The sequence below is a fragment of the Streptomyces sp. NPDC087844 genome, assembly GCF_044742785.1.
GTDB lineage: Bacteria > Actinomycetota > Actinomycetes > Streptomycetales > Streptomycetaceae > Streptomyces.
In genome coordinates this window covers 14,299-41,289 of the sequence record NZ_JBIUVD010000001.1, presented here as the reverse complement: position 1 = coordinate 41,289, position 26,991 = coordinate 14,299, and the positions used below count along the sequence as shown (strand labels likewise).

The 26,991-nt window shown below is 70.3% G+C and carries 19 protein-coding genes; 15 read left to right on the top strand and 4 right to left on the bottom strand.

Going from position 1 to position 26,991, the window contains the following annotated elements; translation table 11 throughout:
• Positions 1-108 precede the first annotated feature (108 nt).
• The 15 genes from ACIOKD_RS00160 (at position 109) to ACIOKD_RS00090 (ending at position 20,007) form a co-directional block, all read left to right on the top strand.
• Positions 109-1,626: a sugar ABC transporter ATP-binding protein gene (locus tag ACIOKD_RS00160; RefSeq protein ID WP_402076413.1), complete on the top strand. Its 1,518-nt coding sequence runs from the start codon at positions 109-111 to the stop codon at positions 1,624-1,626.
• The gene (locus ACIOKD_RS00155) at positions 1,623-2,642 is read left to right on the top strand and encodes an ABC transporter permease (RefSeq protein ID WP_402076412.1); all 1,020 of its coding nucleotides are present in this window, start codon (positions 1,623-1,625) and stop codon (positions 2,640-2,642) included. Before ACIOKD_RS00160 ends, ACIOKD_RS00155 begins: the two co-directional genes overlap by 4 nt.
• 58 nt (positions 2,643-2,700) lie before the next feature.
• Positions 2,701-3,738 (top strand): substrate-binding domain-containing protein, encoded by a 1,038-nt coding sequence (locus tag ACIOKD_RS00150; protein WP_402076411.1) that lies wholly within the window; start codon positions 2,701-2,703, stop codon positions 3,736-3,738.
• 128 nt (positions 3,739-3,866) lie between these two features.
• Positions 3,867-5,108 (top strand): Gfo/Idh/MocA family protein, encoded by a 1,242-nt coding sequence (locus tag ACIOKD_RS00145; RefSeq protein WP_402076410.1) that lies wholly within the window; start codon positions 3,867-3,869, stop codon positions 5,106-5,108.
• A gap of 14 nt (positions 5,109-5,122) precedes the next feature.
• Complete coding sequence (locus ACIOKD_RS00140; RefSeq protein WP_402076409.1) at positions 5,123-6,127, top strand: sugar phosphate isomerase/epimerase family protein; 1,005 nt, start codon at positions 5,123-5,125, stop codon at positions 6,125-6,127.
• 210 nt (positions 6,128-6,337) lie between these two features.
• Entirely contained in the window at positions 6,338-8,800 is a 2,463-nt protein-coding gene (locus ACIOKD_RS00135) for a PQQ-dependent sugar dehydrogenase (RefSeq protein ID WP_402077621.1), read from the top strand.
• Between the two features lie 36 nt (positions 8,801-8,836).
• Positions 8,837-10,240 (top strand): ThuA domain-containing protein, encoded by a 1,404-nt coding sequence (locus ACIOKD_RS00130; RefSeq protein WP_402076408.1) that lies wholly within the window; start codon positions 8,837-8,839, stop codon positions 10,238-10,240.
• Between the two features lie 123 nt (positions 10,241-10,363).
• Positions 10,364-11,710, top strand: coding sequence for an inositol-3-phosphate synthase (locus ACIOKD_RS00125; RefSeq protein WP_402076407.1), 1,347 nt, complete (start codon positions 10,364-10,366; stop codon positions 11,708-11,710).
• 374 nt (positions 11,711-12,084) lie between these two features.
• Positions 12,085-13,191 carry an SCO3242 family prenyltransferase gene (locus ACIOKD_RS00120; RefSeq protein ID WP_402076406.1) on the top strand — a complete coding sequence of 369 codons (1,107 nt, stop codon included), beginning with the start codon at positions 12,085-12,087 and terminating at the stop codon, positions 13,189-13,191.
• Positions 13,188-14,207 (top strand): sugar phosphate isomerase/epimerase family protein, encoded by a 1,020-nt coding sequence (locus ACIOKD_RS00115; protein ID WP_402076405.1) that lies wholly within the window; start codon positions 13,188-13,190, stop codon positions 14,205-14,207. The genes ACIOKD_RS00120 and ACIOKD_RS00115 overlap by 4 nt, the downstream gene beginning before the upstream one ends.
• On the top strand, positions 14,204-14,938 hold the full coding sequence (locus ACIOKD_RS00110; RefSeq protein WP_402076404.1) for an EboA domain-containing protein: 735 nt from the start codon (positions 14,204-14,206) through the stop codon (positions 14,936-14,938). The genes ACIOKD_RS00115 and ACIOKD_RS00110 overlap by 4 nt, the downstream gene beginning before the upstream one ends.
• A complete protein-coding gene (locus ACIOKD_RS00105) occupies positions 14,938-15,879 on the top strand; it encodes a TatD family hydrolase (RefSeq protein WP_402076403.1) in 942 nt (313 codons plus the stop codon). Before ACIOKD_RS00110 ends, ACIOKD_RS00105 begins: the two co-directional genes overlap by 1 nt.
• A gap of 3 nt (positions 15,880-15,882) precedes the next feature.
• Complete coding sequence (gene eboE / locus ACIOKD_RS00100; protein WP_402076402.1) at positions 15,883-17,052, top strand: metabolite traffic protein EboE; 1,170 nt, start codon at positions 15,883-15,885, stop codon at positions 17,050-17,052.
• A gap of 194 nt (positions 17,053-17,246) precedes the next feature.
• A complete protein-coding gene (locus ACIOKD_RS00095; RefSeq protein WP_402077619.1) occupies positions 17,247-18,653 on the top strand; it encodes a nucleotide pyrophosphatase/phosphodiesterase family protein in 1,407 nt (468 codons plus the stop codon).
• 178 nt (positions 18,654-18,831) lie between these two features.
• Entirely contained in the window at positions 18,832-20,007 is a 1,176-nt protein-coding gene (locus ACIOKD_RS00090) for a sugar phosphate isomerase/epimerase family protein (protein WP_402076401.1), read from the top strand.
• A 182-nt stretch (positions 20,008-20,189) separates the two neighbouring features.
• Here the strand turns inward: ACIOKD_RS00090 and ACIOKD_RS00085 are convergent, their stop codons facing one another.
• The 4 genes from ACIOKD_RS00085 to ACIOKD_RS00070 form a co-directional block, all read right to left on the bottom strand.
• Positions 20,190-21,578, bottom strand: a complete 1,389-nt coding sequence (locus ACIOKD_RS00085; protein WP_402076400.1) for an OFA family MFS transporter — start codon at positions 21,576-21,578, stop codon at positions 20,190-20,192.
• 231 nt (positions 21,579-21,809) lie between these two features.
• Positions 21,810-23,942: an acetate--CoA ligase family protein gene (locus ACIOKD_RS00080; protein WP_402076399.1), complete on the bottom strand. Its 2,133-nt coding sequence runs from the start codon at positions 23,940-23,942 to the stop codon at positions 21,810-21,812.
• Between the two features lie 3 nt (positions 23,943-23,945).
• Positions 23,946-25,220: a formyl-CoA transferase gene (frc, locus tag ACIOKD_RS00075; RefSeq protein WP_402076398.1), complete on the bottom strand. Its 1,275-nt coding sequence runs from the start codon at positions 25,218-25,220 to the stop codon at positions 23,946-23,948.
• A gap of 10 nt (positions 25,221-25,230) precedes the next feature.
• Positions 25,231-26,916, bottom strand: a complete 1,686-nt coding sequence (locus tag ACIOKD_RS00070; protein ID WP_402076397.1) for a thiamine pyrophosphate-binding protein — start codon at positions 26,914-26,916, stop codon at positions 25,231-25,233.
• Positions 26,917-26,991 lie beyond the last annotated feature (75 nt).

Genomic DNA, 26,991 nt, shown 5'->3' with positions numbered 1-26,991 from the left:
CGCCACTTCTCCCTGAGCCGCTCCTCTCCCGCGCCGCCACCCACCCGGCTTCGCCCTGCCTCACTCCGCCCTGCCCTGAAACCGGCCCACATGCCGAGGGGAACCGTCATGGCACCAGAACCACCCCTTCTCACGATGTCCGGCATCACCAAGTCGTTCCCCGGTGTCCGGGCCCTCGACGGCGTCGACCTCGACGTCCTGACCGGTGAAGTGCACTGCCTGCTGGGCCAGAACGGCGCCGGGAAGTCCACGCTCATCAAGGTCCTGGCCGGCGCCCACCAGCCCGACGACGGCACGATCGGCTGGCGGGGAGAGCAGGTCACCCTGCGCTCGCCGATCGCCGCCATGCGCCTGGGTATCGCCACCATCTACCAGGAACTCGACCTGGTGGAGGGCCTGTCGGTGGCCGAGAACGTCTACCTCGGCCACGAACCGACCTCCGCCGGATTCGTCGTACGCGGCAAGGACGCACGGGCGTCAACGGCCGCGCTCCTCAAGCGACTCGGTCACCCCGAGATCGATCCGGCGCGGCTCGTCGGCGAGCTGTCCGCCGCCCACCAGCAGATCGTCTCCATGGCCCGGGCGCTCTCCCACGACGTACGCCTCATCGTGATGGACGAACCGTCCGCGGCCCTGGACCCGGACGAGGTCGACAACCTCTTCCGTATCGTCGGGGACCTCACCGCCGACGGCGTCGCCGTCGTCTACATCTCTCACCGCCTGGAGGAGATCCGCCGCATCGGCGACCGGGTCACCGTCCTCAAGGACGGCCGTGCGGTGGCCGGCGGCCTGCCCGCGAAGTCGACGCCGACCCGTGAGGTCGTCGCGCTGATGACCGGGCGGAACGTCGAGTACGTCTTCCCGCCGCGACCCAAGCACCAGGACCTGCCGGAGCCGGTGCTTGAGGTCCAAGGGCTCTCGCGACAGGGCGAGTTCGAGTCCCTCGACCTCACTCTGCGCCCCGGCGAGATCGTCGGCCTCGCCGGACTCGTCGGCTCCGGCCGCTCCGAGATCCTGGAGACGATCTACGGCGCCCGCAAGCCCAGCACCGGACATGTGCGTGTGCAGGGGCGGCAGTTGAAGCCCGGCAGTGTCCGGGCCGCCGTCGCCGCCGGGCTCGGCCTCGCCCCCGAAGAACGCAAGGCGCAGGCCCTGCTGATGCTGGAGTCCGTCACCCGGAACGTCTCCGTGTCCTCCATGTCCCGGTTCTCGTACGGCGGTTGGCTGGACCGGAACGCCGAACGGGACGCGGCGCGCAAGGCGACGCGCGAACTGTCCCTGCGCCCCGACAATCCGTCCGCCCTCATCCGCACGCTCTCCGGCGGCAACCAGCAGAAGGCGGTCCTCGCCCGCTGGCTGCTGCGCGGCTGCCGGGTCCTGCTGCTCGACGAACCCACCCGCGGCGTCGACGTCGGCGCCCGCGCCGAGCTGTACGCCGTCATCCGCCGCCTCGCCGACGAAGGCCTGGCCGTGCTCATGGTCTCCAGTGAAGTACCCGAGGTCCTCGGCCTCGCCGACCGCGTCCTGGTGCTCCGAGAGGGCCGGGTCGTCCACCGGGCGCCCGCCCAGGAGCTCGACGAACACCGCGTACTCGACCTCGTCATGGAAGGAAGCCCGGCGTCATGACGCAGCCCGTGTCCCCGCCCAGGGACGACACCCCGAAGCTGTCACCGCAGGTGGATCCGAGTCCGTGGCGGGTGGTCGTGGCCCGCGCCGACGTCCGCACCCTGTCACTGCTCGGGGTGCTCGCCGCCCTGATCCTCATCGGAGGCATCACCAAGCCCGACGAGTTCCTCGACACCCGCAACCTCCAACTCGTCCTGACCCAGGCCTCGGTGATCGGCGTCGTCACCGTCGGGATGACCTTCGTCATCACCTCCGGCGGCATCGACCTGTCCGTCGGCGCGATCGTGGCGCTCGCCTCGGTGTGGGCGACCACCGTCGCCACCCAGGAGTACGGCTTCGCCGGCGTCCTCTTCACGGCGGTGCTCGTCGGAGTCGGCTGCGGTCTGGTGAACGGCCTGCTGATCGCCTACGGGGCCATGGTGCCGTTCATCGCGACCCTCGCCATGCTCGCCTCGGCCCGCGGCCTCGCCCTGCAGATCACCGACGGCAACACCCAGGTCATCTCCATCGACGGCATCCTCGACCTCGGCGAGCGGGACTCCTACATCCTCGGCATCCCGCCGCTCGTCATGATGTTCGCGGTCGTGACGGTCATCGGCTGGCTCGTGCTCAACCGCACCACCTTCGGCCGGCGCACGGTGGCCGTCGGCGGCAACGCGGAGGCGACCCGGCTCGCCGGTATCGACGTACGCCGCCAGCGCCTCTACCTCTACCTGCTCTCCGGACTGTGCTGCGGCATCGCGGCCTTCATGCTGATCATCCTGTCCGGCTCGGGCCAGAACACCAACGGCAACCTCTACGAACTCGACGCGATCGCCGCGGCCATCATCGGCGGCACCCTGCTCAGCGGGGGACGCGGCACCATCACCGGTTCGGTGCTCGGGGTCCTGATCTTCACCACGATCACCAACATCTTCGCTCTCAACAACCTGCAGAGCGACGTCCAGCAGATCGCCAAGGGCGCGATCATCGTCGCGGCCGTACTAGTCCAGCGCCGCACCGCCCACACCACGTGACGCACCACCTGCAGCAGTACAGCCCGAGGGACTCGTCTTGAGGAAAGGGACCACCGCCATGCCAGAGCCCACGAGCCGCAGAGGACTGCTCTTCGGCACCGCCGCCGTCTCGGCCGGTGTCCTCCTCGCCGGTTGCACCAGCAACGATTCCGACGACGAGCCGGCCTCCAACGACCAGCCCGCCGCCGACGACAAGAAGGGCAAGCAGGTCACCATCGGCTTCGCCGGCCCGCAGGCCGACCACGGCTGGCTCAACGCGATCAACGACAACGCCAAGAGCCGCGCCAAGAAGTACGAGGACGTGACGCTGGAGATCACCGAGGGCTCCAACGACACCGCGGCCCAGATCGGCCAGATAGAGACGCTGATCAACAAGAAGGTCGACGTCCTGGTCATCCTGCCCGCCGACGGCAAGGCCCTCACCCAGGTCGGCCTCAAGGCCATGCGGGCCGGCATCCCGGTGGTCAACCTCGACCGCATCTTCAACTCCCCGCAGGCGTACCGCTGCTACATCGGTGGCGACAACTTCGGCATGGGTCTCAACGCCGGTCACTACATCGGCGAGCAGCTCAAGGACAAGAAGAACGCCAAGGTCATCGAGCTGGCCGGACTCGACAACCTGGAACTCACCAAGCAGCGCACGGCCGGCTTCGACGCGGCCCTCAAGAACTACCCGAACATCAAGAAGGTGGCCCGCCAGGCCGCCGAGTTCACCGTCGAGTCGGGACAGGCCAAGATGTCCCAGCTGCTGCAGGCCCAGTCGAGCTTCGACGCGCTGTGGAACCACGACGACGACCAGGGCGTCGGCGCCCTGCGCGCCATCGAGCAGGCCGGCCGGGACGACTTCATCATGATCGGCGGGGCGGGCGCGCTGTCCGCCATGCAGGCCATCGAGTCGGACAACAGCGTCCTCAAGGCCACCGTCCTCTACCCGCCCACCATGGCCGCGTCCGCGATCGACCTCGCCCGCGTGCTCGGCCAGGGCAAGGGCGTCAGCGGCCTCGCGGAGTTCGAGATCCCCTCGTCCCTGACGCTCTACTCGGCGGTCGTGGACAAGGCCAACGTCAAGACCTACCTGCCCACCGGCTTCAAGTAGGCAGCGCCCCCTTGCACTCAGGGGCGCGGGGAACCGCGCGGCCGGCCACGACGGACCCGCGGTCCCCGATCCACCGCAACCCGGCGGAGCGCCCCCCAACGCGCCACGACGAAGAGGAGGACCTCCGCATGGCACAGCCGCAGCAGCCCGACGAGGCACAGGCAGGGGCACAGGCAGGGGCACGGGCCGAGGCGGCCGGCAGACCCCCGCTGGGCGTCGGCATGGTCGGATACGCGTTCATGGGCGCCGCCCACTCCCAGGGCTGGCGCACCGCGGAACGCGTCTTCGACCTCCCGCTCCGACCCGTCCTCGCCGCCGTCTGCGGCCGTGACGCAGGAGCCGTGAGAACGGCGGCCGACCGGCTGGGCTGGGCGGCCGCCGAGACCGACTGGCGGGCCCTGATCGCCCGCGACGACGTCGACCTCGTCGACGTCTGCACCCCCGGCGACAGCCACGCCGAGATCGCCATCGCCGCGCTCGCCGCGGGCAAGCACGTGCTGTGCGAGAAGCCCCTCGCCAACACGGTCGAGGAGGCCGAGGCGATGACCGAGGCCGCCGAGGCCGCCGCGGCACGCGGCCAGGTGGCGATGGTCGGCTTCAACTACCGCCGGGTGCCCGCGACGGCCCTGGCCAGGAAGATGGTCGCCGAGGGCCGCCTGGGCGCGCTGCGGCACATACGGGTGACGTACCTTCAGGACTGGCTGGTGGACCGGGAGTTCCCGCTGACCTGGCGGCTGCGCAAGGAGTCTGCGGGCTCGGGCGCACTCGGCGACCTGGGCGCCCACATCGTCGACCTCGCGCAGTACCTGGCGGGCGAGCCGGTGATCGGGGTGTCCGCGATCACCGAGACGTTCGTACGGGAGCGGCCGCTGCTCTCCGGAGCGTCGAGCGGCCTCTCGGCGGCCGGCGGCGGCGAACTCGGGCCCGTCACGGTCGACGACGCCGCCCTGTTCACCGGACGGTTCGCCTCCGGAGCCCTCGCGTCCTTCGAGGCCACCCGGTTCGCGACCGGCCGCAAGAACTCCCTGCGCATCGAACTCAACGGTGAGAAAGGCTCGTTGGCCTTCGACCTGGAGCGCCTCAACGAACTCTCGTACCACGACGGCACGGAGCCGGCCGCGCGCGCGGGCTTCCGCCGCATCCTCGTCACCGAACCCGACCACCCTTACCTGGAGGCCTGGTGGCCACCGGGCCACGGCCTGGGCTACGAGCACACCTTCGTGCACCAGGCCCGCGACCTGGTCCACGCGATCGCGGACGGCGCACAGCCACTGCCGTCCTTCGCCGACGGACTGCAGGTGCAGCGCGTGCTCGCGGCGGTCGAGGAGAGCGCCGAGAAGAACTCCGTCTTCACCCCCATAGCCAGCTGAGGAGGGCCAGTCCCATGCCGCGCACCTTCACGCTCTTCACCGGCCAGTGGGCCGACCTGCCGCTCGAAGAGGTCTGCCGCCTCGCCCGCGACTTCGGCTACGACGGACTCGAACTCGCTTGCTGGGGCGACCACTTCGAGGTCGACAAGGCACTCGCGGACCCCGGGTACCTGGACTCGCGGCGGGAACTGCTCGACAAGTACGGCCTCAAGTGCTGGGCCATCTCCAACCACCTGATCGGCCAGGCCGTCTGCGACGCCATCATCGACGAACGTCACCAGGCGATCCTCCCCGCCCGCATCTGGGGCGACGGCGAGGCCGAAGGCGTACGGCAGCGGGCGGCAGCCGAGATCGCCGACACCGCGCGGGCCGCCGCGGCCTTCGGCGTGGACACCGTCATCGGCTTCACCGGTTCCGCGATCTGGCACCTGGTCGCGATGTTCCCGCCGGCCCCCGAGTCGATGATCCAGCGCGGTTACGAGGACTTCGCCGACCGCTGGAACCCCATCCTCGACGTCTTCGACAACGAGGGCGTGCGGTTCGCCCACGAGGTCCACCCCAGCGAGATCGCGTACGACTACTGGACGACCAAGGAGGCGCTCAAGGCGGTCGACCACCGGCCGGCCTTCGGGCTGAACTTCGACCCGTCGCACTTCGTCTGGCAGGACCTCGACCCGGTGGGCTTCCTCTACGACTTCCGCGACCGGATCTACCACGTCGACTGCAAGGAGGCGCGCAAGCGCCTCGACGGCCGCAACGGACGCCTCGGCTCGCACCTCCCGTGGGGCGATCCCCGCCGCGGCTGGGACTTCGTGTCCGCGGGCCACGGCGACGTGCCCTGGGAGGACGTGTTCCGGATGCTGCGCTCCATCGACTACCAGGGACCGATCTCGGTCGAGTGGGAGGACGCGGGCATGGACCGCCTCCAGGGCGCACCCGAGGCACTCACCCGTCTGAAGGCCTTCGACTTCGATCCGCCCACCGCGTCCTTCGACGCGGCGTTCGGCGGCAACGACTAGCCACCCCCCGCAAGAGGTTCTCTCCGGGATGACGGCGCATCCCGGCGTATCGCACCCGCATGTACCACCAGCCCCATTCTGGAGGCACCCGTGCACGCGAACGACCCCACCAGTACCAGCAGAACCGACAGCCACAGAGCTGACAGCCACAGAACCGACAGCAGCAGAGCCGACAGCCATAGCTCCGACAGTCACAGAGGCCGCCCGAAGATACGGTTCCGCAAGGCGCTGGCCCTGCTCACCGGCGCACTGCTCGCCGGTGCCTCACTCACCCTCGCCACACCCCCGGCGGGCGCTGCCACCGCGGACCCGGGCGCGGCACCCGCCGCCCCGGCCGCGTCCGCCGCGGAGGACTTCCAGCAGGTCACCCTCGCCAAGGGCGAACCCGAGACCGGCGAGCCCATGTCGCTGGCGGTCCTCCCGAACCGCTCGGTGCTGCACACCTCGCGCGACGGCGAGCTGCGGATCACCGACAGCGCGGGCAACACCCGCCTGGCCGGCAAGCTCGACGTCTACTCGCACGACGAGGAAGGCCTCCAGGGCGTCGGCATCGACCCCGGGTTCGCCGACAACCGCTACATCTACCTCTACTACGCCCCGCCGCTGGACACCCCGGCGGGCGACGCCCCCGAGACGGGCACCGCGGCCGACTTCGCGCCCTTCGACGGCGTCAACCGCCTCTCGCGCTTCGTCCTGAACGCGGACGGCACCCTCGACAACGCCAGCGAGAAGAAGGTCCTCGACGTCCCCGCGACCCGCGGCATCTGCTGTCACGTCGGCGGCGACATCGACTTCGACGCGGACGGCAACCTCTACCTGTCGACCGGCGACGACTCCAACCCGTTCCAGTCGGACGGCTACGCGCCTCTCGACGAGCGCGCCGACCGCAACCCCGTCTTCGACGCCCAGCGCACCTCCGGCAACACCAACGACCTGCGCGGCAAGATCCTGCGCGTCAAGGTGAACGCCGACGGCTCGTACGGGATCCCCGACGGCAACCTCTTCGCGCCCGGCACGGACAAGACGCGGCCCGAGATCTACGCGATGGGCTTCCGCAACCCGTTCCGCTTCAGCGTCGACAAGAAGACCGGCATCCTCTACGTCGGTGACTACGGCCCGGACGCCGGTGCCGCCGACCCCGCGCGCGGCCCCGCCGGACAGGTCGAGTTCGCCCGTGTGACCGAGCCCGGCAACTTCGGCTGGCCGTACTGCACGGGCGACAACGACGCCTACGTGGACTACGACTTCGCGACGAAGACCTCGGGCGCCTCCTTCGACTGCTCCGCGCCGAAGAACACCTCGCCGAACAACACCGGTCTCACCGACCTGCCCCCGGCCCAGACCGCCTGGATCCCGTACGACGGCGCGTCCGTGCCCGAGTTCGGCACCGGCTCCGAGTCTCCGATGGGCGGCCCGGTCTACCACTTCGACCCCGCCCTCGACTCGCCGGTCAAGTTCCCCGAGGCGTACGACGGTGACTTCTTCGCCGGTGAGTTCGGCCGCCGCTGGATCAAGCGGATCTCGTCGGACGGCGACGGCACCGTACAGTCCATCAACGACGTCCCGTGGACCGGTACCCAGGTCATGGACATGGCCTTCGGTCCGGACGGCGCGCTGTACGTCCTCGACTACGGCGTGTCCTGGTTCGGCGGCGACGAGAACTCCGCCCTGTACCGCATCGAGAACGCCACCGACGGCCACTCGCCCGTGGCACAGGCCGCGGCCGACAAGCAGTCCGGACAGGCGCCGCTGAAGGTCAGGTTCTCCTCGGCCGGCTCCACGGACGCCGACGGCGACACCCTCACGTACAGCTGGGACTTCGGCGACGGCGGCAAGTCGACGTCGGCCAACCCGACGTACACGTACAAGACGAACGGCACCTACACCGCGACCCTGACGGCCAAGGACCCCGACGGCCGCACCGGCAGCTCCAGCGTGCAGATCGTCGTCGGCAACACCGCCCCCAAGGTGACCCTGCACCTCCCCGCGGACGGCCAGCTGTTCGCCTTCGGTGACGCGGTGCCCTTCAAGGTGACGGTGACCGACCCGGAGGACGGCACCATCGACTGCGCCAAGGTGAAGGTCACCTTCGTCCTCGGCCACGACAGCCACGGCCACCCGGTGACCTCGGCGAACGGCTGCTCCGGCGCCATCCAGACCAGCGCCGACGGCGGCCACGACGAGGACGCCAACATCTTCGGTGTCTTCGACGCGGAGTACACCGACGGCGGAGGCGGCGGCCAGCAGGCCCTCACCACGCACGACCAGTCCGTCGTCCAGCCCAAGCACCGCCAGGCAGAGCACTTCGGCAAGTCCGCGGGCGTGACCATCACGGAGCGGGCCGGCGCGCACGGCGCGAAGACCGTCGGTGACATCAACAACAAGGACTGGATCTCCTTCGAGCCGTACGTCCTGAGCAACGCCACGAAGCTCACGGCACGCGTCTCCTCCGCCGGCACGGGCGGCAGGCTCGAAGTCCGCGCGGGCTCGCCCACCGGACGCCTCCTGGGCAGCGCGACCGTCCCGGTCACCGGCGGCTGGGAGACCTTCCAGGACGTCACCGCCTCCCTGTCCAAGGCGCCGCGCGGCACGACCACGCTCTACCTCGTCTTCAAGGGACGCGGCACCGGGGCCCTGTACGACGTGGACGACTTCACCTTCACGACCCGCTGACCCGTTGACCCGCTGATCTGTCGAGGGAGGTCTTTCATGCGAGCAACTGGCCGTACCGTGACCGCGGTGGTCGGCGCCGCCCTGCTCATCGGGTGCGTGTCGGGACCGGCGGCGTCGAAGGGACCGAACGGACCGAGCGCACCGAGCGGACCGAAGGGGCACTCGGCCGGCGATCGGGTCCTGGTGTTCTCCGAGACCGCCGGGTTCCGGCACGACTCCATCCCGGAGGGCATCGCCGCGGTGAAGGCCCTCGGGGCCGAACACGGCTTCGCGGTGGACGCCACCGAGGACTCGCGCGCCTTCTCCGCGCGAAACCTCGCCCGGTACGACGCCGTGGTGTTCCTCTCCACCACCGGGGACGTCCTCACCAACAGGCAGCAGAAGGCGTTCGAGCGGTACATCGGGCACGGCGGCGGTTACGTGGGCATCCACGCGGCCGCCGACACCGAGTACGACTGGGAGTTCTACGGCGGCCTGGCCGGCGCCTACTTCCAGTCGCACCCGGCGATCCAGCCCGCCCGCGTCGAGGTCGAGGACCGGGCCCACCCGGCCACCTCGCACCTCGGGGAGTCCTGGAACCGCACGGACGAGTGGTACAACTACCGCTCCAACCCGCGGGACCGGGCCCATGTACTGGCCTCGCTCGACGAGTCGTCGTACACCGGCGGCACGATGAGCGGCGACCACCCGATCGCCTGGTGCCAGGAGTACAAGGGCGGCCGTTCCTTCTACACGGGCAGCGGCCACACCAAGGAGTCGTACGCCGATCCCGCCTTCCGGCAGCACCTGCTGGGCGGCATCCGCTGGGCCGTCGGTGACACACAGGCCGACTGCCGTCCGGAGAAGGGCTACACGCCGCTCTTCGACGGGAGTGCCGAGTCACTGGCGGACTGGAAGCAGGCGGGACCGGGTTCGTTCTCGCTCTCGGACGACGGGACACTCACGTCGTCCGGCGGCCTGGGCATGCTCTGGTACGGCGCCTCCGAGTTCAACTCGTACTCGCTGAAGCTCGACTGGAGGATGGCGAGTGCCTCCGGTGACGACAACTCCGGTGTCTTCGTGGGCTTCCCGGCCTCCGACGACCCCTGGTCGGCCGTCGACAACGGGTACGAGGTCCAGATCGACGCGACCGACGCCCCCGACCGCACCACCGGGGCCGTGTACAGCTTCCAGTCCGCCGACATCGACAAGCGCGACCGTGCGCTGAACCCGCCGGGGGAGTGGAACACGTACGAGATCCGCGTGGAGGGCGAACGACTCCGCGTCTGGCTCAACGGCGTGAAGATCAACGACTACACCAACACCGATCCGGCGCGGAGTCTGCGGGACGGTCATGTCGGCATCCAGAACCACGGTGCCGAGGACCAGGCGTCCTTCCGCGACGTCCGGATCAAGCAACTGCCGGTGCGGCCGGTGCGAACCGCCGCACAGGGCGATTGAGCGGCGGCGGGCGGGGGACGCCGGACCCCCGCCCGCCGTCTTGATCTCTCCACCTCCACCCTCCGGCACCGGCTTTTCCGCGTTGAGTTCGCGCTGAGTTCGCGTTTGAGAGGGAGGCTGCCCATGTCCGCCGAACCGTCTGTTTCCCCTTCTCGGGTAGGAGTGTGGCTGATCGGAGCGCGGGGCTCCGTCGCCACGACCGCCGTCGCGGGCTGCGCGGCCGTCACGGCCGGGCTCCATCCACCGACCGGCATGGTGACCGAGACCGGCGCCTTCCACCAGGCGGGCCTGCCCTCCTTGTCCTCGCTCGTCTTCGGCGGCCACGACGTGGTGGACTGCCCGCTGCCGAAACGCGCCGAGTCACTCGCCGCCGGCGGTGTCCTGCCCCACGACCTGCCCTCGGCCGTGTCCGCGGAACTGGCCACCGCCGACCGGGAGATCAGGATCGGCGGCCCGCTCCCCGGCGACACGCGGACCGAGGATGTCCTGGTCGAGGCCCTCGCCCAGGACATCCGCGACTTCGCCCGCCGGGGCGGACTCGCCAGAACCGTCGTGGTGAACGTGTCCTCCACGGAACCCGTCCCCGAGGGCGACGCCCTCCCCGCCAGCTCCCTGTACGCGGCCGCCGCACTGCGGGCCGGCTGCCCGTACGTCAACTTCACACCGTCCGCGGGCCTGCACCACCCGCGCCTCGCTTCGGCGGCGGCCTCCTCCGGACTGCCCTACGCCGGCCGGGACGGCAAGACGGGCCAGACCCTGCTGCGGTCGGTCCTCGGCCCGATGTTCGCGCAGCGCGCGCTGGCGGTCCGCGCCTGGTCCGGTACGAACCTGCTGGGCGGCGGTGACGGCGCGGCCCTCGCCGACCCGGCCGCCGCCGCCGCCAAGAACGCGGGCAAGGAACGCGTCCTCGCCGACACCCTCGGTACGGTCCCCGAGGGCGAGACCCACATCGACGACGTACCGTCCCTCGGCGACTGGAAGACCGCCTGGGACCACATCGCCTTCGACGGCTTCCTCGGCACCCGGATGGTCCTCCAGACGACCTGGCAGGGCTGCGACTCCTCCCTCGCCGCCCCGCTGATCCTGGACCTGGCCCGCCTGACCGCCCGCGCCCACGAGCTGGGCGTCTCGGGCCCGGTCGCCGAACTCGGCTTCTACTTCAAGGACCCGGTGGGTGACGGACCCGCTCCCCTCGGCGAGCAGTACGCCCATCTGATCGGGTTCGCCGAACGACTGCGTGAACTCGCGCAGCCACCGGACTCCGGGCAGCCCCGGCCGGGACACGGTGATCCGGAGGGGACGAGCCCGGAGGGGACGGGCCCGGAAGGCAGGGGTTCGGAGGGGACGGGTCCGGAAGGGGCGGGCTCGGAAGGGGCGGGTCCGGAAGGCAAGGGCTCGGAAGGCAGGGGCTCGGAAGGCGCGGGCTCAGAAGGGGCGGGCCTGGAAGGGACAGCAGGGGAGCGTCGATGAGTGGCTTGCGTGGGCTGATACGGACCGGGAGGAGCGCGGTGCCCGGGGCGAGTGGCGCGCCCGGGGCACGGGGAGCGTTCGGGGCACGCGGCGCCTCCGGGTGGCGGAAGCGGCTCGGGTGGCCAGCCGGGCAGGAGACACCGAACCGCTCCGGTGCCGGAACACCACGGCAGCCCGACGCCGTAGCGGGGGCACCGCGACAGCCTCCCGCCGAGCCGACTCCGATCGCAGAGCCGGAACTGGAGCCGGAACTGGAGCCGCAGGTGGAGTCGGAGTTGGAGCCGGATCGGCGGGATACGAGGCCGGGGCAGCCGCCGAAACCGAGGCAGCGGCCGAGGCCGGGGCGCGCGGCGGGTGCGGGACTGCGCGCCTGGGTGGAACTCCTGCGCCTGCCCGCCCTCTTCACGGTCCCCGGCGACGCGCTCGCGGGCGCCGCCGCCGCAGGGGTCCGCCCGAACCCCCGAACCCTGCTCGCCATCGGTTCCTCCCTCTGCCTGTACGAAGCCGGCATGGCCCTCAACGACTGGGCCGACCGAGCCGAGGACGCCGTCGACCGCCCGCACCGCCCCCTGCCCTCCGGCCGCGTGAAGCCGGCCGCCGCCCTCGCGGCAGCCGGGGGTCTGACCCTGGCGGGCCTGGCCCTCGCGTCCCGCGCGGGCCGCCGACCGCTCGCGGTCGCCGGTGCCCTGGCGGCCACGGTCTGGTCGTACGACCTGGTCCTCAAACGCACGCCCGCCGGCCCCTTGGCGATGGCCGCGGCCCGGGGCCTGGACCTCCTCCTCGGCGGGGTGGCCTCGGGCGGCGACACCCGTAGGGCGGTGCCGTCCGCCCTGACCCTGGCCACCCACACCCTGGCCGTCACCACGGTCTCCCGCCACGAGACCCAGGGCGGCTCACCGTGGGCGCCGCTGACCGCCCTGGCCACGACGACAGCCCTGACCTGGTCCCTGACACGCGACAACCGGACGAGCGGCGGCCGGTCACGCGATGCCCGGTCACGGGATGCCCGGTCACGGGATGCCCGGTCACGGGATGCCCGGTCACGGGACGGCCTGTCACGGGACGACCGGTCACGCGACAACCGGACACGGGACGGCCTGTCACGCGACGCCCGGACAGGCAGCCGTCGGCCGACGCACGCCCCAACCCGCCCCGGCACCACACCCCCGGGGCACCCCGCCTTCGCAAGGACCACCTTCGGGCACCTCCCTCCCAGGCCCCGAGGCGTGACCCTGAACATCGCCACCTTGAGTGGGGCACTCACCGCCCTCTACGCGGTGACCTCCGCCCGCCCCCTCCTCCACGCCGCCCTCAACCCGTCACCCCCACTGACGCAGAGAGCCGTCGGTGGCGGAATCCGCGCCATGATCCCGCTCCAGGCGGCCCTCGCCGCCCGCTCCGGAGCTCCCGTCACGGCCCTGCTGACGGCAGCCCTCGCCCCGGCCGCCCGCAGGTTCAGCCGAAAGGTGAGCGTGACATGAACCCCCAGCCGAGCCCCCACCCCGCCGCCCGGCCGACTCCGCACCCCTTGCGCTTCTCCTACGGCACCAACGGTCTGACCGACCTGCGCCTGGACGACGCCCTCTCCCTTCTCGCCGACCTCGGCTACGACGGCGTGGGACTGACCCTCGACCACATGCACCTCGATCCGTTCGCTTCCGACCTCGCCGCCCGCACGCGAAGGATCGCCCGCAGACTCGACGAACTCGGCCTGGGCGTCACCCTGGAGACCGGCGCCCGCTACGTACTCGACCCGAGGCGCAAGCACGGGCCGTCTTTGCTCGACCCGGACCCGGCACAACGAGCCCGGCGCGTCGACCTCCTCATCCGAGCCGTCGGGATCGCGGGCGACCTGGGCGCCCACGCGGTGCACTGCTTCAGCGGCATCCTCCCGAAGGGGGAGTCCGGCGCGGTCGCCGAGGACACCGCCTGGAAGCGTCTCGCCGAAGCGCTCACCCCCGTCCTCGACGCCGCCACCGACGCCGGAATCCCTCTGGCCGTCGAACCAGAACCCGGTCACCTCCTCGCCACACTCGACGACTTCCACCGTCTGCGCACCACACTCGGCAGCCCGGACGCCCTCGGCCTCACACTCGACATCGGCCACTGCCAGTGCCTCGAACCGCAGTCACCCGCCGACTGCGTACGTGCCGCCGCGCCCTGGCTGCAGCACGTCCAGATCGAGGACATGCGCCGCGGCGTCCACGAACACCTCCCTTTCGGCGACGGGGAGATCGACTTCCCGCCCGTACTCGAAGCCCTCGCCGCCGTGGGCTACCGGGGCCTGGTCTCCGTCGAACTACCCCGCCACTCCCACGCCGGCCCTCAACTCGCCCAGCGTTCCCTCCCGTTCCTCCGGCACGCGGCCTCGGCCCCCGTCCCCCAGGGCATCCCCCGGGGCGTTGCCCGGCCGATCGTCCCCGCTGAGGGTCCCACCGCCTCCGGAGGCGCCGCCGAGGTCGCCTTCGAAGGTGCCTTTGAAGGGAGAACCCCGTGAACGATCTTCACGACGCCCCAGGCGCCGGCACCACCCTCCCGGCGGAGACCCCGCCCGCCCTCACCACGCTGCACGCCCGCCTGAACGCCCTCCTGGGTGGCGCCGCCCGGGCCTGGCTCGACCAGGCCCTCGACGAGGCGGCCGCCCACCCGGGCACCCGCGGCCCCATCTCCGTGTGGGAACTGCGGATCGCCGAGGCGGGCCGCCGGTGCGGACCCGAGTACGCGGAGGCGGCCCGCGTACTCCTCCTCCACGCGGCCCGGGCCGACGCCGCGACCCTCGCCCGTGTCTACCGTCAGGGCACCGCCGACGAACGCCGCGCCGTCCTGGAGGCCCTGCCCCACCTCGTGACCGGACCCGAGGCCCTGCCGGTCGTCGAGGACGCCCTGCGCACCAACGACACCCGGCTGGTGGCCGCGGCCGTCGGCCCGTACGCCGCCCGGCACCTGGACGTCCACAACTGGCGGCACGCCGTCCTGAAGTGCCTGTTCACCGGTGTGTCCGTGGACGCCGTGGCCGACCTTCCCCGCCGGGCCCACGGTGACACCGAACTCGCCCGCATGCTCGGCGACTACGCCGCCGAACGCACCGCTGCCGACCGCCCCGTCCCGCACGACCTGCATCGCGTTCTGGCCCTCACCGGGCACCCGGCCACCCCCACCGGAACCGACGCGCCGGGGAATTCGACCACCCCAGACGGCGCGCGCGGCACCGAAGGCAAGGAGTCCTGATGCGCATCTTCGACCCCCACATCCACATGACGTCACGGACCACCGACGACTACGAGGCCATGCACGCCGCCGGCGTCCGTGCCGTCGTCGAACCCGCCTTCTGGCTGGGCCAGCCACGTACCTCACCCGCCTCCTTCTTCGACTACTTCGACGCCCTCCTCGGCTGGGAGCCCTTCCGCGCGGCCCAGTACGGCATCGCCCACCACTGCACCATCGCCCTGAACCCCAAGGAGGCCAACGACCCGCGCTGCGTGCCCGTCCTCGACGAACTGCCCCGGTATCTCGTCAAGGACCACGTGGTGGCCGTCGGCGAGATCGGCTACGACTCGATGACGCCCGCCGAGGACACCGCGCTGGCCGCACAGCTCCAGCTCGCCGCCGAGTACGCGCTGCCCGCGCTGGTCCACACGCCCCACCGCGACAAGTTGGCGGGCCTGCGCCGCACCCTCGATGTGGTCCGGGAGTCCGCACTGCCCCCGGACCACGTCCTGATCGACCACCTCAACGAGACGACGGTCAAGGAGGCCAAGGACGGCGGCTGCTGGCTCGGCTTCTCCGTCTATCCGGACACCAAGATGGACGAGGAACGGATGGTCGCGGTCCTGCAGGAGTACGGACCGGAGAAGGTGCTGGTCAACTCCGCCGCCGACTGGGGCAAAAGCGATCCGCTGAAGACCCGAAAGGTCGCCGACGCCCTGCTGAAGGCCGGGTTCACCGAGGACGACGTCGACCAGGTGCTGTGGCGCAACCCCGTCGCCTTCTACGGCCTCAGCGGGCGCCTCGACCTCGACATCGCCGACACGGACGCCACCCACGAGGGCAACTCCATCCTCCGAGGAGTCCCGAAAACCTCCCCGGAGACCGTGACCGCGACCGAGACCCCGTCCCCGTCCTGGACCCCGACCTCGACCTCGACCCCGACCCCGACCGCGGAGGCGTGACCGATGCGCTTCCGCCATCCCGACGGCTCCACCGTCCACCTCGCCTACTGCACCAACGTCCACCCCGCCGAAACCCTCGCCGGGGTCCGCGCCCAGCTCCGCGACCACTGCGAACCCGTGCGCAAACGGCTCGGCCGCGACCGGCTCGGCATCGGTCTGTGGCTCGCCAAGGACGCCGCCCGCGCCCTCGTCACCGACCCGTCCGCCCTGCGCGGCCTGCGCACGGAACTCGACAGCCGAGGCCTGGAAGTCGTCACCCTCAACGGCTTCCCCTATGAGGGTTTCGGGGCGGAGGAGGTCAAGTACCGCGTCTACAAGCCGGACTGGGCCGACCCCGAACGCCTCGAACACACGACGGCCCTCGCCCGCCTGCTCGCCGGACTCCTCCCCGACGACGTCACCGAGGGCACCATCTCTACGCTGCCGCTCGCCTGGCGCACTGTGTATGACGACGACCGCGCCGCCCTGGCCCACACGGCCCTGCGCACGCTCGCCGAACGCCTCGACGCGCTGGAGGAACTGACCGGACGCTCCATCCGCATCGGCCTGGAACCGGAGCCCGGCTGCACCGTCGAGACCACGGCCGACGCCATCGCGCCGCTCGCCGCCATCGGCCGCGACCGCATCGGCATCTGCATCGACACCTGCCACCTCGCCACCTCCTTCGAAGATCCGCACACCGCCCTGGACCGGCTGGCCGCCGCCGGCGTCCCCGTCGTCAAGTCCCAGCTGTCGGCCGCTCTGCACGCCGAACACCCTCACCTCCCCGAAGTCCGCGAGGCACTCGCCGCCTTCGACGAACCCCGCTTCCTGCACCAGACCCGCACCCTCACCGCCGCCGGGCTCCGCGGCACCGACGACCTCGGCGAGGCCATCAACGAGGACGCGCTTCCCGACGCCTCCCCGTGGCGCGCCCACTTCCATGTGCCGCTGCACGCGGCCCCCGCCGCACCCCTCACCTCCACGCTGCCCGTACTCAAGGACACGCTGACCCGGCTGGTCGGCGGCCCGCAGCCGCTCACCCGCCACCTTGAGGTCGAGACCTACACCTGGCAGGCGCTCCCGCCGGAACTGCGCCCCCGCGCACGGGCCCAGCTCGCCGACGGCATCGCCGCCGAACTCACGCTCGCCCGCGACCTGTTGACGGACCTCGGCCTGAAGGAGCTGCCGTGAGCATCCCCGAAACCCCAGCCGAGGCCGTGACCGAGCCCAAGTCCGAGCCCAAGTCCGAGCCCAAGCCCGAGCCCGTGACCGAGCCCAAGATCAGGACCTCGCCCGCGACGCCGGTCGAAGTGCCGGTCGAAGTGCCGGTCGAAGCGCCGACCGAAGCGCCGACCGAAGCGCCGGCCGAGAATTCAGCCGAGCCCCTGGCCGAGCCGGCCCCCGCCGCCGGCCCTTCTTCCCCCACTCCTCTCCTCGTCCTGGACGTCGTCGGCCTCACCCCCCGTCTTCTCGATCACATGCCCCACCTGAAGTCCCTGGCCCAGTCCGGCTCACGGGCCCACCTCGGGACCGTCCTGCCTGCCGTCACCTGCGCCGCCCAGTCCACGTTCCTGACCGGCGCCCACCCCTCCGAGCACGGCATCGTCGGCAACGGCTGGTACTTCCGCGACCTAGGTGACGTCCTCCTGTGGCGCCAGCACAACGGCCTGGTGTCCGGGGACAAGATCTGGGACGCCGCCCGGCGAGTCCACCCCGGCTACACGGTCGCCAACATCTGCTGGTGGTACGCCATGGGCGCCGACACCGACATCACCATCACCCCCCGTCCGGTCTACTACGCCGACGGCCGCAAGGAACCCGACTGCTACACCCGCCCCCCGGCCCTGCACGACGAACTCACCGAGAAATTCGGCACGTTCCCGCTCTTCCACTTCTGGGGTCCCGGCGCCGACCTCGTCTCCAGCCAGTGGATCATCGACGCCACCCGTCACGTCATCGCCACCCGCCGACCGGACCTGACCCTCTGCTACCTCCCTCATCTCGACTACGACCTGCAGCGCTTCGGCCCCGACGACCCGCGCTCCCTGAAAGCGGCCGCCGACCTGGACGCGGCCATGGCCCCACTGCTCGACGACGCCCGCGCGGAAGGCCGTACCGTCGTCGCCCTGTCCGAGTACGGCATCACCCGCGTGGACCGACCTGTAGACATCAACCGCGCATTGCGCCGCGCCGGACTCCTTGAGGTGCACACACAGGACGGCATGGAGTACCTCGACCCGATGACCTCACGGGCCTTCGCCGTCGCAGACCACCAGATCGCCCATGTCTACGTCCGCCGCCCCGAGGACATGGAAGCCACGAAGGCAGCCCTCGCCGACCTGCCCGGCATCGAGCAACTCCTCGACGACGAGGGCAAGAAGACCCATCACCTCGACCATCCCCGCTCCGGTGAGCTCGTCGCCGTCGCGGAGCCGGACGCCTGGTTCACGTACTACTACTGGCTCGACGATGCCCGCGCGCCCGACTTCGCGCAGCTCGTCGAGATCCATCGCAAACCCGGCTACGACCCGGTCGAGCTCTTCATGGATCCACTCGACCCGTACGTCAAGGTCAAGGCCGCGGGCGCGCTGGCCCGCAAGAAGCTCGGCATGCGCTACCGCATGGCGGTCGTGCCCCTCGATCCCTCACCTATTCGAGGCAGCCACGGCCGCCTTCCCCTGAGCGACGACGAAGGTCCGCTCATCATCTGCTCCACCCCCCGCGCTGTCGGCGACCGCGTCGCGGCCACCGATGTGAAATCCCTGCTGCTCGGCCTGGCCGGCCTCGGGTGACAGCACCCGGGAACGACCGGACGGGCGAACACGAAAAGTGAAACACACAGCACCGACACCGTGCCCGGCCTGTGGATAACTCGCCCTACGCTCACCGTCTTCCCTGGTCAAAGGCCTACCATCCCAGCCGGGCACCGATCCCGCACACGGCTGTACAACCAACCGAGAGAGAGACACCGTGACCGCGTTCAACGACGAATCCGGCTCCGGCGACGCTCTGCGTCGCACGCTCGGCGTCAACCGCCGCCGCTTCCTCAGCACCTGCACCGCCGTCGCCGCCGGGGCGGTCGCAGCCCCGGTGCTGGCAGCCTCCCCCGCCCTGGCTCAGGACGAGGGCAGAGGCCACGGACATGACCACGGTCACGGCCGCGGTCACGTCCTCGTCCCGCCGGGCAAGCGCGGCATCATCCTCTACACCGTCCGCGACGCCACGGCCCGCGACCCCCTCGCCTCGGACCTGCCCTCCGGCTTCCGTGAGGTCTTCAAGCAGCTGGCCCGTCACGGATACCGACAGGTGGAGTTCGCCGGCTACAACCAGCACGCCAACGCGCCCGGCGGTGCCGGCCTGGAGTCCGTCGCGGGCGCCAGGCTGCTGCGGTCCTGGCTCGACGACTACGGGCTGCGCGCCCAGGGCAACCACGGCTTCATACCGCCCTCCTGGCCTCTGATCAGCACCGACCTGGACACCTTCAAGAAGCATCTGGAGATCGCCAACATCCTCGGGATGGACCACATGGGCACCGGTGGTGACCCCACCGGCAGCTCCTACCGGGCCGACTGGGACGTGGCAGCCGACAAGTGGAACGCGCTGGGCGCGATCGCCCGCCGCGAGGGCATCAAGCTGTACACGCACAACCACGACGCGGCGTACGGCTTCCTCCTCGACGGCGGCCCGCTGGACGCACAGGGCCGGCCCACCCGCAGCTCCGGCATCCGCAAGCTGGAGTACTTCCTGAAGGTCACCGACCCGAAGCTGGTCTGGCTGGAGATGGACATCTTCTGGGCGCACGTGGCCCAGTACAAGTTCCGCTCCTACACCGCCCACGACGGGTCCACCCGCGAGAAGGTCTTCGACCCGGCGGGGCTCGTTTCCCGTCACAACAAGCGCTACCCGCTGTTCCACGCCAAGGACGGTGTCGTGAGCACCACCAACGGCATGGGCTACGACATGGTGCCCTTCGGAACCGGCGTCATCGACTACACCACGTTCTTCTCGCGGGTCGGCGAGCGGAACTACCACAATCCGATGGTCGAGGACGACAACTCGCCCAGTGCCACCGACCCCGCGCAGTCGCTGCGCGAGGCCAAGATCAGTTACGACAACCTCGCGGCCCTGCGCGCCAAGAAGCGCTGACCCGGGACGCACCCCGCGGGCATTCTGCACGCATCCCGGACGCATCCCGGACGTACCCCGGACGTACAACAGGCGGTCCTCCCCACGCCCTGCCGTGGGGAGGACCGCCGTCGTTGTCAAGAACTGAAGCGGATCTTGGGGTTTTCAGGACGTCGGGGACGGATGCGGCGTGGGGGCACCGGTCAGGCCGTTTCGTCACCGATGGGGTGCGGGTTGGGGACGACACTCCTGGTGCCGGGCCGGCCGGGAGCCCGGAGGAAGAGCGCCAGGACCGCGGAGCCGAGGCCGATACTGCCGGCCAGTGCGAAGGCGCCCCCGTAGCCCCAGGTGCTCACGACGATGGCTCCCACGCCGGAGCCGACGAGACCCGAGATGAGCTTGGAGCTGTAGACCATGCCGTAGTTGGAGGCGTTGTTGTTCTCACCGAAGTAGTCCGCCGTCATCGCCGCGAACAGCGGGAAGATCGCGCCGCCGCCGAAGCCGGAGATCATCGAACAGACCAGGAAGAACGGCATCGAGCCCAGGTTCCCGGAGAAGAACACGCCGAACTGCGAGCAGCCGAGCACGACACAGACGATGACCAGGGTGTTCCGGCGGCCGTAGCGGTCCGAGATCCAGCCGATGACACCCCGTCCGGTGCCGTTCACGATGGCCTTGAGCGACATGGCGGTGGCCACGATGCCGCCGGCGAACCCCATCTCCTTTCCGAAGGGGACCTGCATGGCGATACCGAAGATGTTGATACCGGCCGTGCACAGCAGGCAGAACCACATCATCCACAGCACGGGCGTCCTGGCCGCCTCGCGCGGTGTGTACTGCTTGACCGCCGGCGGGTTCTTGGCCAGCGCCCGTACGACCCGGGGGTCGGTGGAGGTCTTCAGCGGGTCCACGTTCGCGGGCCACCAGTTTTTCGGCGGGTCCTTGAAGAACCAGCCCGCGACGGCGACGACCGTGCAGCAGACCAGACCGACGCAGACCAGCACGACCTCGTAGTTGGACAGGTCCATGTACGAGGTGAACAGGAACACGAAGGGCACGGAGCCGTAGGCGAAACCGCCGTTGACCATGCCCGTCTTACCGCCCTTGCGCTCCGGGTACCACTTGCCGACCATGTTCACGCAGGTCGCGTAGACGAGTCCGGCGCCGATGCCGCTGAACATGCCGAAGCCTATGTAGGCGACGATCACATGCGGTGCGAACGCCAGCGAGAGGTATCCCAGGAGTGTGCCGAGTGCGCCGATCATCATGGCGTACCGCGCGGGGAGTCTTCCGCTCTCGCGCAGCTGGCCGGCCGGGAAGGCCACGGCCGCCTGGAAGAAGACCCAGACGCCCATCAGCCAGAAGATGTGCCCACTGTCCCAGAGGTGGGCGTCGTGCAGGGTGTCCTCGGCGGAGGTGAACGCGTACTCCGAGGAACTGATGCCCATCATGCCTATCCAGGGGAAGAGCACCATGGTCCAGCGTGGTCGCCCCATGATGTCCCGGTCGGTCTCGCCGAGCCGGTAAAGGCGGCCGTTGCGGTCCGTCACCTCCCTGTAGGGGACGGGTGTCGTGAAGTCGGTGGTTGTCATGTCTCGTAGCACCCCTTGCGTCGAAAGATCTGGCCAGCGCCCCCTGTCCAATGCCTTTCGTGTGCGCACGGGTCCCGGGGCGGGCCGACGCGCACCGTCGGCCCGCCCCTTCGCCGAGTCAGGTCATGAACCGCCCCCCAACAGCCCCGCCGCCCGCGCCCAGCGGGCCGCGGCAGGCCCGGGGTACGGCCCCCGGACCAACGGCCGGCCGGTTCGCCGCGCGCCTTCGCGTCACAGCAGCCCCGCCGCCCGCGCCCAGCGGTACTTCGCACCGAGCACCGCCACCGGCTTCTCGGTGGTGTAGGGGTAGGCCACGACCCCGTGCTCGTAGAGGTACTGGCAGGCCTCCTCGACCTCGACGTCGCCCGCGAGCGACGCCACGACGGGCTTCTCGATCCCGCGCTCCCTGAATTCGGCCACCACGCGCGCGGTGAGCTCGGCGAAGACCATGGGAGGGGTCACGATGGTGTGCCAGTAGCCGAGGACCAGCGAGTGGATCCGCGGGTCCTCAAGGCCGAGCCTGATCGTCGCCTCGTACGTCGACGGGGGTTCGCCGCCCGTGATGTCCACCGGGTTGCCGGCGGCTCCGAACGGCGGGATGAACTTCCGGAAGGACGCGTCCAGGTCCGGCGGGATCTCCATCAGGGAGAGGCCGTTGTCGGTCACCGCGTCGGACAGCAGTACGCCACTGCCGCCGGCCCCCGTGATGATCACGATGTTGTCGCCCCGGGGAGTCGGCAGCACCGGCAACCCGCGCGCGTACTCCAGCATCTCGTTCAGGCCCGGCGCCCTGATGACACCGGCCTGCTTCAGGATGTCCTCGTACACGGCGTCGTCGCCCGCGAGGGCGCCTGTGTGCGAGCCCGCCGCCCTGGCGCCGGCCGCCGTACGGCCCGCCTTCAGGACGATCACCGGCTTCTTGCGGACGGTCGCCCGCGCGGCGTCCACGAAGGCCCGCCCGTCCTTGAGGTCCTCCAGGTGCATCGCGATGCACTTGGTGTTGGGGTCCTCGCCGAACCAGGTCAGCAGGTCGTCCTCGTCGAGGTCCGACTTGTTGCCGAGCCCCACGATCGCGGAAACACCCGTCTTCGTAGTGCGCGCGAAGCCCAGGATGGCCATCCCTATGCCACCGGACTGCGAGGTGAGCGCGACGCCGCCCTTCACGTCGTACGGCGTGCAGAACGTGGCGCACAGGTCCTGCCACGTCGAGTAGTAGCCGTAGATGTTCGGCCCCAGCAGCCGGACGCCGTACCGCTCGCCGATGGCCACGAGCTCGTCCTGGAGTCCCTGCTCACCGGTCTCCGCGAACCCGGAGGGGATCAGTACGGCGTTGGGGATCCCCTTGCGTCCCACCTCCTCCAGGGCCGAGGCCACGAACTTGGCCGGGATGGCGAAGACCGCCACATCCACCTCACCGGGAACGTCGGTGACACTCTTGTACGCCTTGCGGCCGAGAATGTCATCGGCCTTGGGGTTCACCGGATGGATCTCCCCGGAGAATCCGCCGTCGATGAGGTTGCGCATGACCGAATTGCCGATCTTGCCCTGTTCGTTGGAGGCGCCGATCACGGCCACCGACGACGGCTGCATCAACCGGCGCATCGAGGTGAGGATCTCGTCGCGGCCGTACTTGCGGCGGGGCTTCGGCACCGACTCGGCGAGGATGACCCGGATGTCCGCGGCCACCGCGCCCTCCGGGGTGGCGATCACCGGGTTCAGGTCCACCTCGGCGATGTCCGGGAAGTCCGAGACCAGTTCGGAGACCCGGCGGATCTGCTCGGCGATCGCCCACCGGTCCACCGCCGGGGCGCCCCGCACCCCGCGCAGGATCTCCGCGGCCCGGATCGAGTCCAGCATCGACAGCGCCTCGTCGGGGTCGACGGGCGCCAGCCGGAACGTGACGTCCTTCAGGACCTCGACCAGCACACCGCCGAGTCCGAACGCCACGACCTTCCCGAACGTCGGATCGGTCACCGCCCCGACGATCACCTCCTGCCCCTGGGGAAGCAGTTCCTGCACCTGTACGCCCTCGATATGGGCCTTCGCGTCGTACGCCCGGGCGTTCTCGATGATCTTGTGGAAGGCGGCACGTACGTCTGCCGCGCCCTCCACGCCGACGATCACGCCACCGGCGTCGGTCTTGTGGAGGATGTCCGGGGAGACGATCTTCATCACGACGGGGCCGCCGAAGCGCGCCGCGTACGCGACCGCCTCGTCGACGTCGGTCGCCAGCTCCTCACCCGGAACGGCGATCGCGTACGCGTCGGCGATCACCTTGCCCTCGGGTGCGGTCAGCGCCGTCCGTCCTAAAGCCCGCACGGCGTCGAGGAGCTTGCGTACCCTCAGCACCCGGTCTTCGGCCATCAATCAGATCACTCCGTTCGACTTGAGCAGGCGCAGTTCCTCGTCACCGAGCCCGAGCTCGCCGACGTACACCTCTTCGTTGTGCTCGCCGAGCAGCGGCGAACTGGTCACGTCCACGGGGGAGTCGGAGAGCTTCAGCGGGCTGCCCACGGTCACGAAGTCGCCCCGCTCGGGGTGCGGCACCGTCACGACCATCTCGTTGGCGATCAGCGACCGGTCCTCGATGATCTCCTTGGTGGAGAGGATCGGGCCGCACGGGATGTTGCGGGCGTTGAGCTTCTCCAGCACCTGCAGCTTGGGGAGCGTGGACGACCACTCCTCGATCAGCTGGAACATCTTCGTGAGCTGGGGCAGGCGGGCCTCCGGGGTCGCCCACTCGGGATCCTCCGCCAGCTCGGGCCGGCCGATCAGCTCGGAGAGGGGCTTCCAGCCGACGGGCTGCACGATGACGTACACATAGTCGTTGGGGCCGCCCGGCGCGCACTTGACGGCCCAGCCGGGCTGGCCTCCGCCGGACGCGTTGCCGGACCTGGGAACTTCGTCGCCGAAGTCGTCGTTTGGATATTCAGCCAGCGGCCCATGCCCGAGGCGCTGCTGGTCCCGCAGTTTCACCCGGCACAGATTCAGTACCGCGTGCTGCATCGCCACGTTCACCCGCTGCCCGCGCCCCGTGTTCTCCCGCTGGAACAGAGCGGCGAGGATCGCGGCCACCGCGTGGATGCCCGTGCCTGAGTCACCGATCTGGGCTCCCGTCGCCAGCGGCGGCCCGTCCTCGAAACCGGTGGTCGACATCGACCCGCCCATGGCCTGAGCGACGACCTCGTACGCTTTGAAGTTGGTGTACGGGCCGTCCCCGAACCCCTTGATGGAGGCATAGACGATCCGCGGATTGATCTCCTGGATGCGGTCCCAGGTGAAGCCCATGCGGTCGACCGCGCCCGGTCCGAAGTTCTCGACCATGACGTCGGAGCGCCGGATCAGCTCGGTGAGGATCTCCTTGCCGCGCTCGGTCTTGGTGTTGAGGGTGATGCTCCGCTTGTTGCAGTTGAGCATCGTGAAGTAGAGGGAGTCGACGTCAGGGAGGTCGCGCAGCTGCTTGCGCGTGATGTCCCCGGTCGGCGCCTCCAGCTTGACGACGTCCGCGCCGAGCCAGGCGAGCAGCTGGGTGGCGGACGGACCGGACTGGACGTGCGTCATGTCGAGGACACGGACGCCTTCGAGGGCCTTGGCCGAGGCCGCCGGCGTCGCCGTGGGGATCGTCGCTGTCGTTGTGGTCAACGGTTCCACCTCACTTGTACATCGTCTGGTTCATGGTTCCGGGGGCGTACGCGTCCGGGTCGACCCAGACGTTGATGAGCGACGGCTTGCCCGACTCGCGGGCGCGCTGGAGGGCCGGGCCGATGTCGGCGGGGTCGCGGACCTCCTCGCCGTAACCGCCCAGCATCTGCGCGAACTTGTCGTAGTGGACGTCGCCGAGGGTGTTGCCGACGCGCTCGCGCTCCAGGCCGTACTTGGCGGCCTGGCCGTAGCGGATCTGGTTCATGGAGGAGTTGTTGCCGACGATGCCGACGAAGGGGAGGTCGTAGCGGACCAGGGTCTCGAAGTCCCAGCCGGTGAGGGAGAAGGCGCCGTCCCCGAAGAGGGCGACGACCTCCTTGTCGGGCCGCGCCTTCTTGGCGGCGAGCACGAACGGGATGCCGACACCGAGCGTGCCGAGCGGTCCCGGGTCCATCCAGTGCCCGGGTGACTTGGGCTGCACGACCTGCCCGGAGAAGGTGACGATGTCGCCGCCGTCCCCGATGTAGATGGAGTCCTCGGTCAGGAAGTCGTTGATCTCGCTGACCAGCCGGTACGGGTGGATCGGGGAGGCGTCCGACTTCAGGCTCGGCAGCCGCTTCTCGATGGCGGTCTGCTCGGCGGCGCGCAGCTCGTCGAGCCACTCCTTGCGCCTCGACGCGCCTCCGTTCAGACGTCCGGAGGCGGCCTCCGTGACCGACTTCAGGACGAGCCCCGGGTCCCCGACGATGCCGAGGTCGATGTCCCGGTTCTTGCCGACGGTGCGGTAGTCGAGGTCGATCTGTACGACGGTCGCGTCCGGCGACAGCCGCTTGCCGTAGCCCATGCGGAAGTCGAAGGGTGTGCCGACGATGACGATGACATCGGCGTTGGAGAAGGCGTACCGGCGCGAGAGCTGGAAGTGGTGCGGGTCCCCGGGCGGCAGCGTGCCGCGTCCGGCGCCGTTCATGTAGGCGGGGATGTTGAGGGTGCGTACGAGGTCGATGGCGGACGCGGTGCCCCGGGACGTCCACACCTGGCTGCCCAGCAGGATCGCCGGCTTCTCGGCGTGCACGAGGAGGTCGGCGAGCTCCTCGACGGCCTCGGGGTCACCGGCCGAGCGGGTCGAGGCCCGGTACTGGCCGGCGGCGGGCACCCGGGCCTTCTCCACCGGCACCTTGGCGTCCAGGACGTCGCGCGGGATCTCCAGGAAGGACGGCCCCGGCGCCCCGTGGTAGCACTCGCGGAACGCCATGGACACCATGTCGGCGACCCGCGCGGTGTCCGGCACGGTCGCCGCGAACTTGGTGATCGGCGTCATCATGTCGACGTGCGGCAGGTCCTGCAGGGACCCCATCTTGTGCTGGCTGTGCGCCCCCTGGCCGCCGATCAGCAGCATGGGGGACTCCGCGCGGAAGGCGTTGGCGACACCCGTCACGGCGTCGGTCGTGCCGGGACCGGCGGTGACGACGGCGCAGCCGGGCTTGCCGGTGATGCGTGCGTAACCGTCGGCGGCGTGGGCGGCGACCTGCTCGTGGCGTACGTCGACGACTTCGATGCCCTCGTCGACGCAGCCGTCGTATATGTCGATGATGTGGCCGCCGCAGAGCGTGTAGATGACCTCCACACCCTCCGCTTTGAGTGCCTTGGCGACCAGGTGCCCACCGGAGATGAGGTTCTGGCTGTTGTCGTCGGGCATGGCGAAGTCCTGTCCCTTCGTAGGGGATTGGGCGTGCGGAAACGCAGTTCGTACGTGGTGCGGGCACTGTTCGTG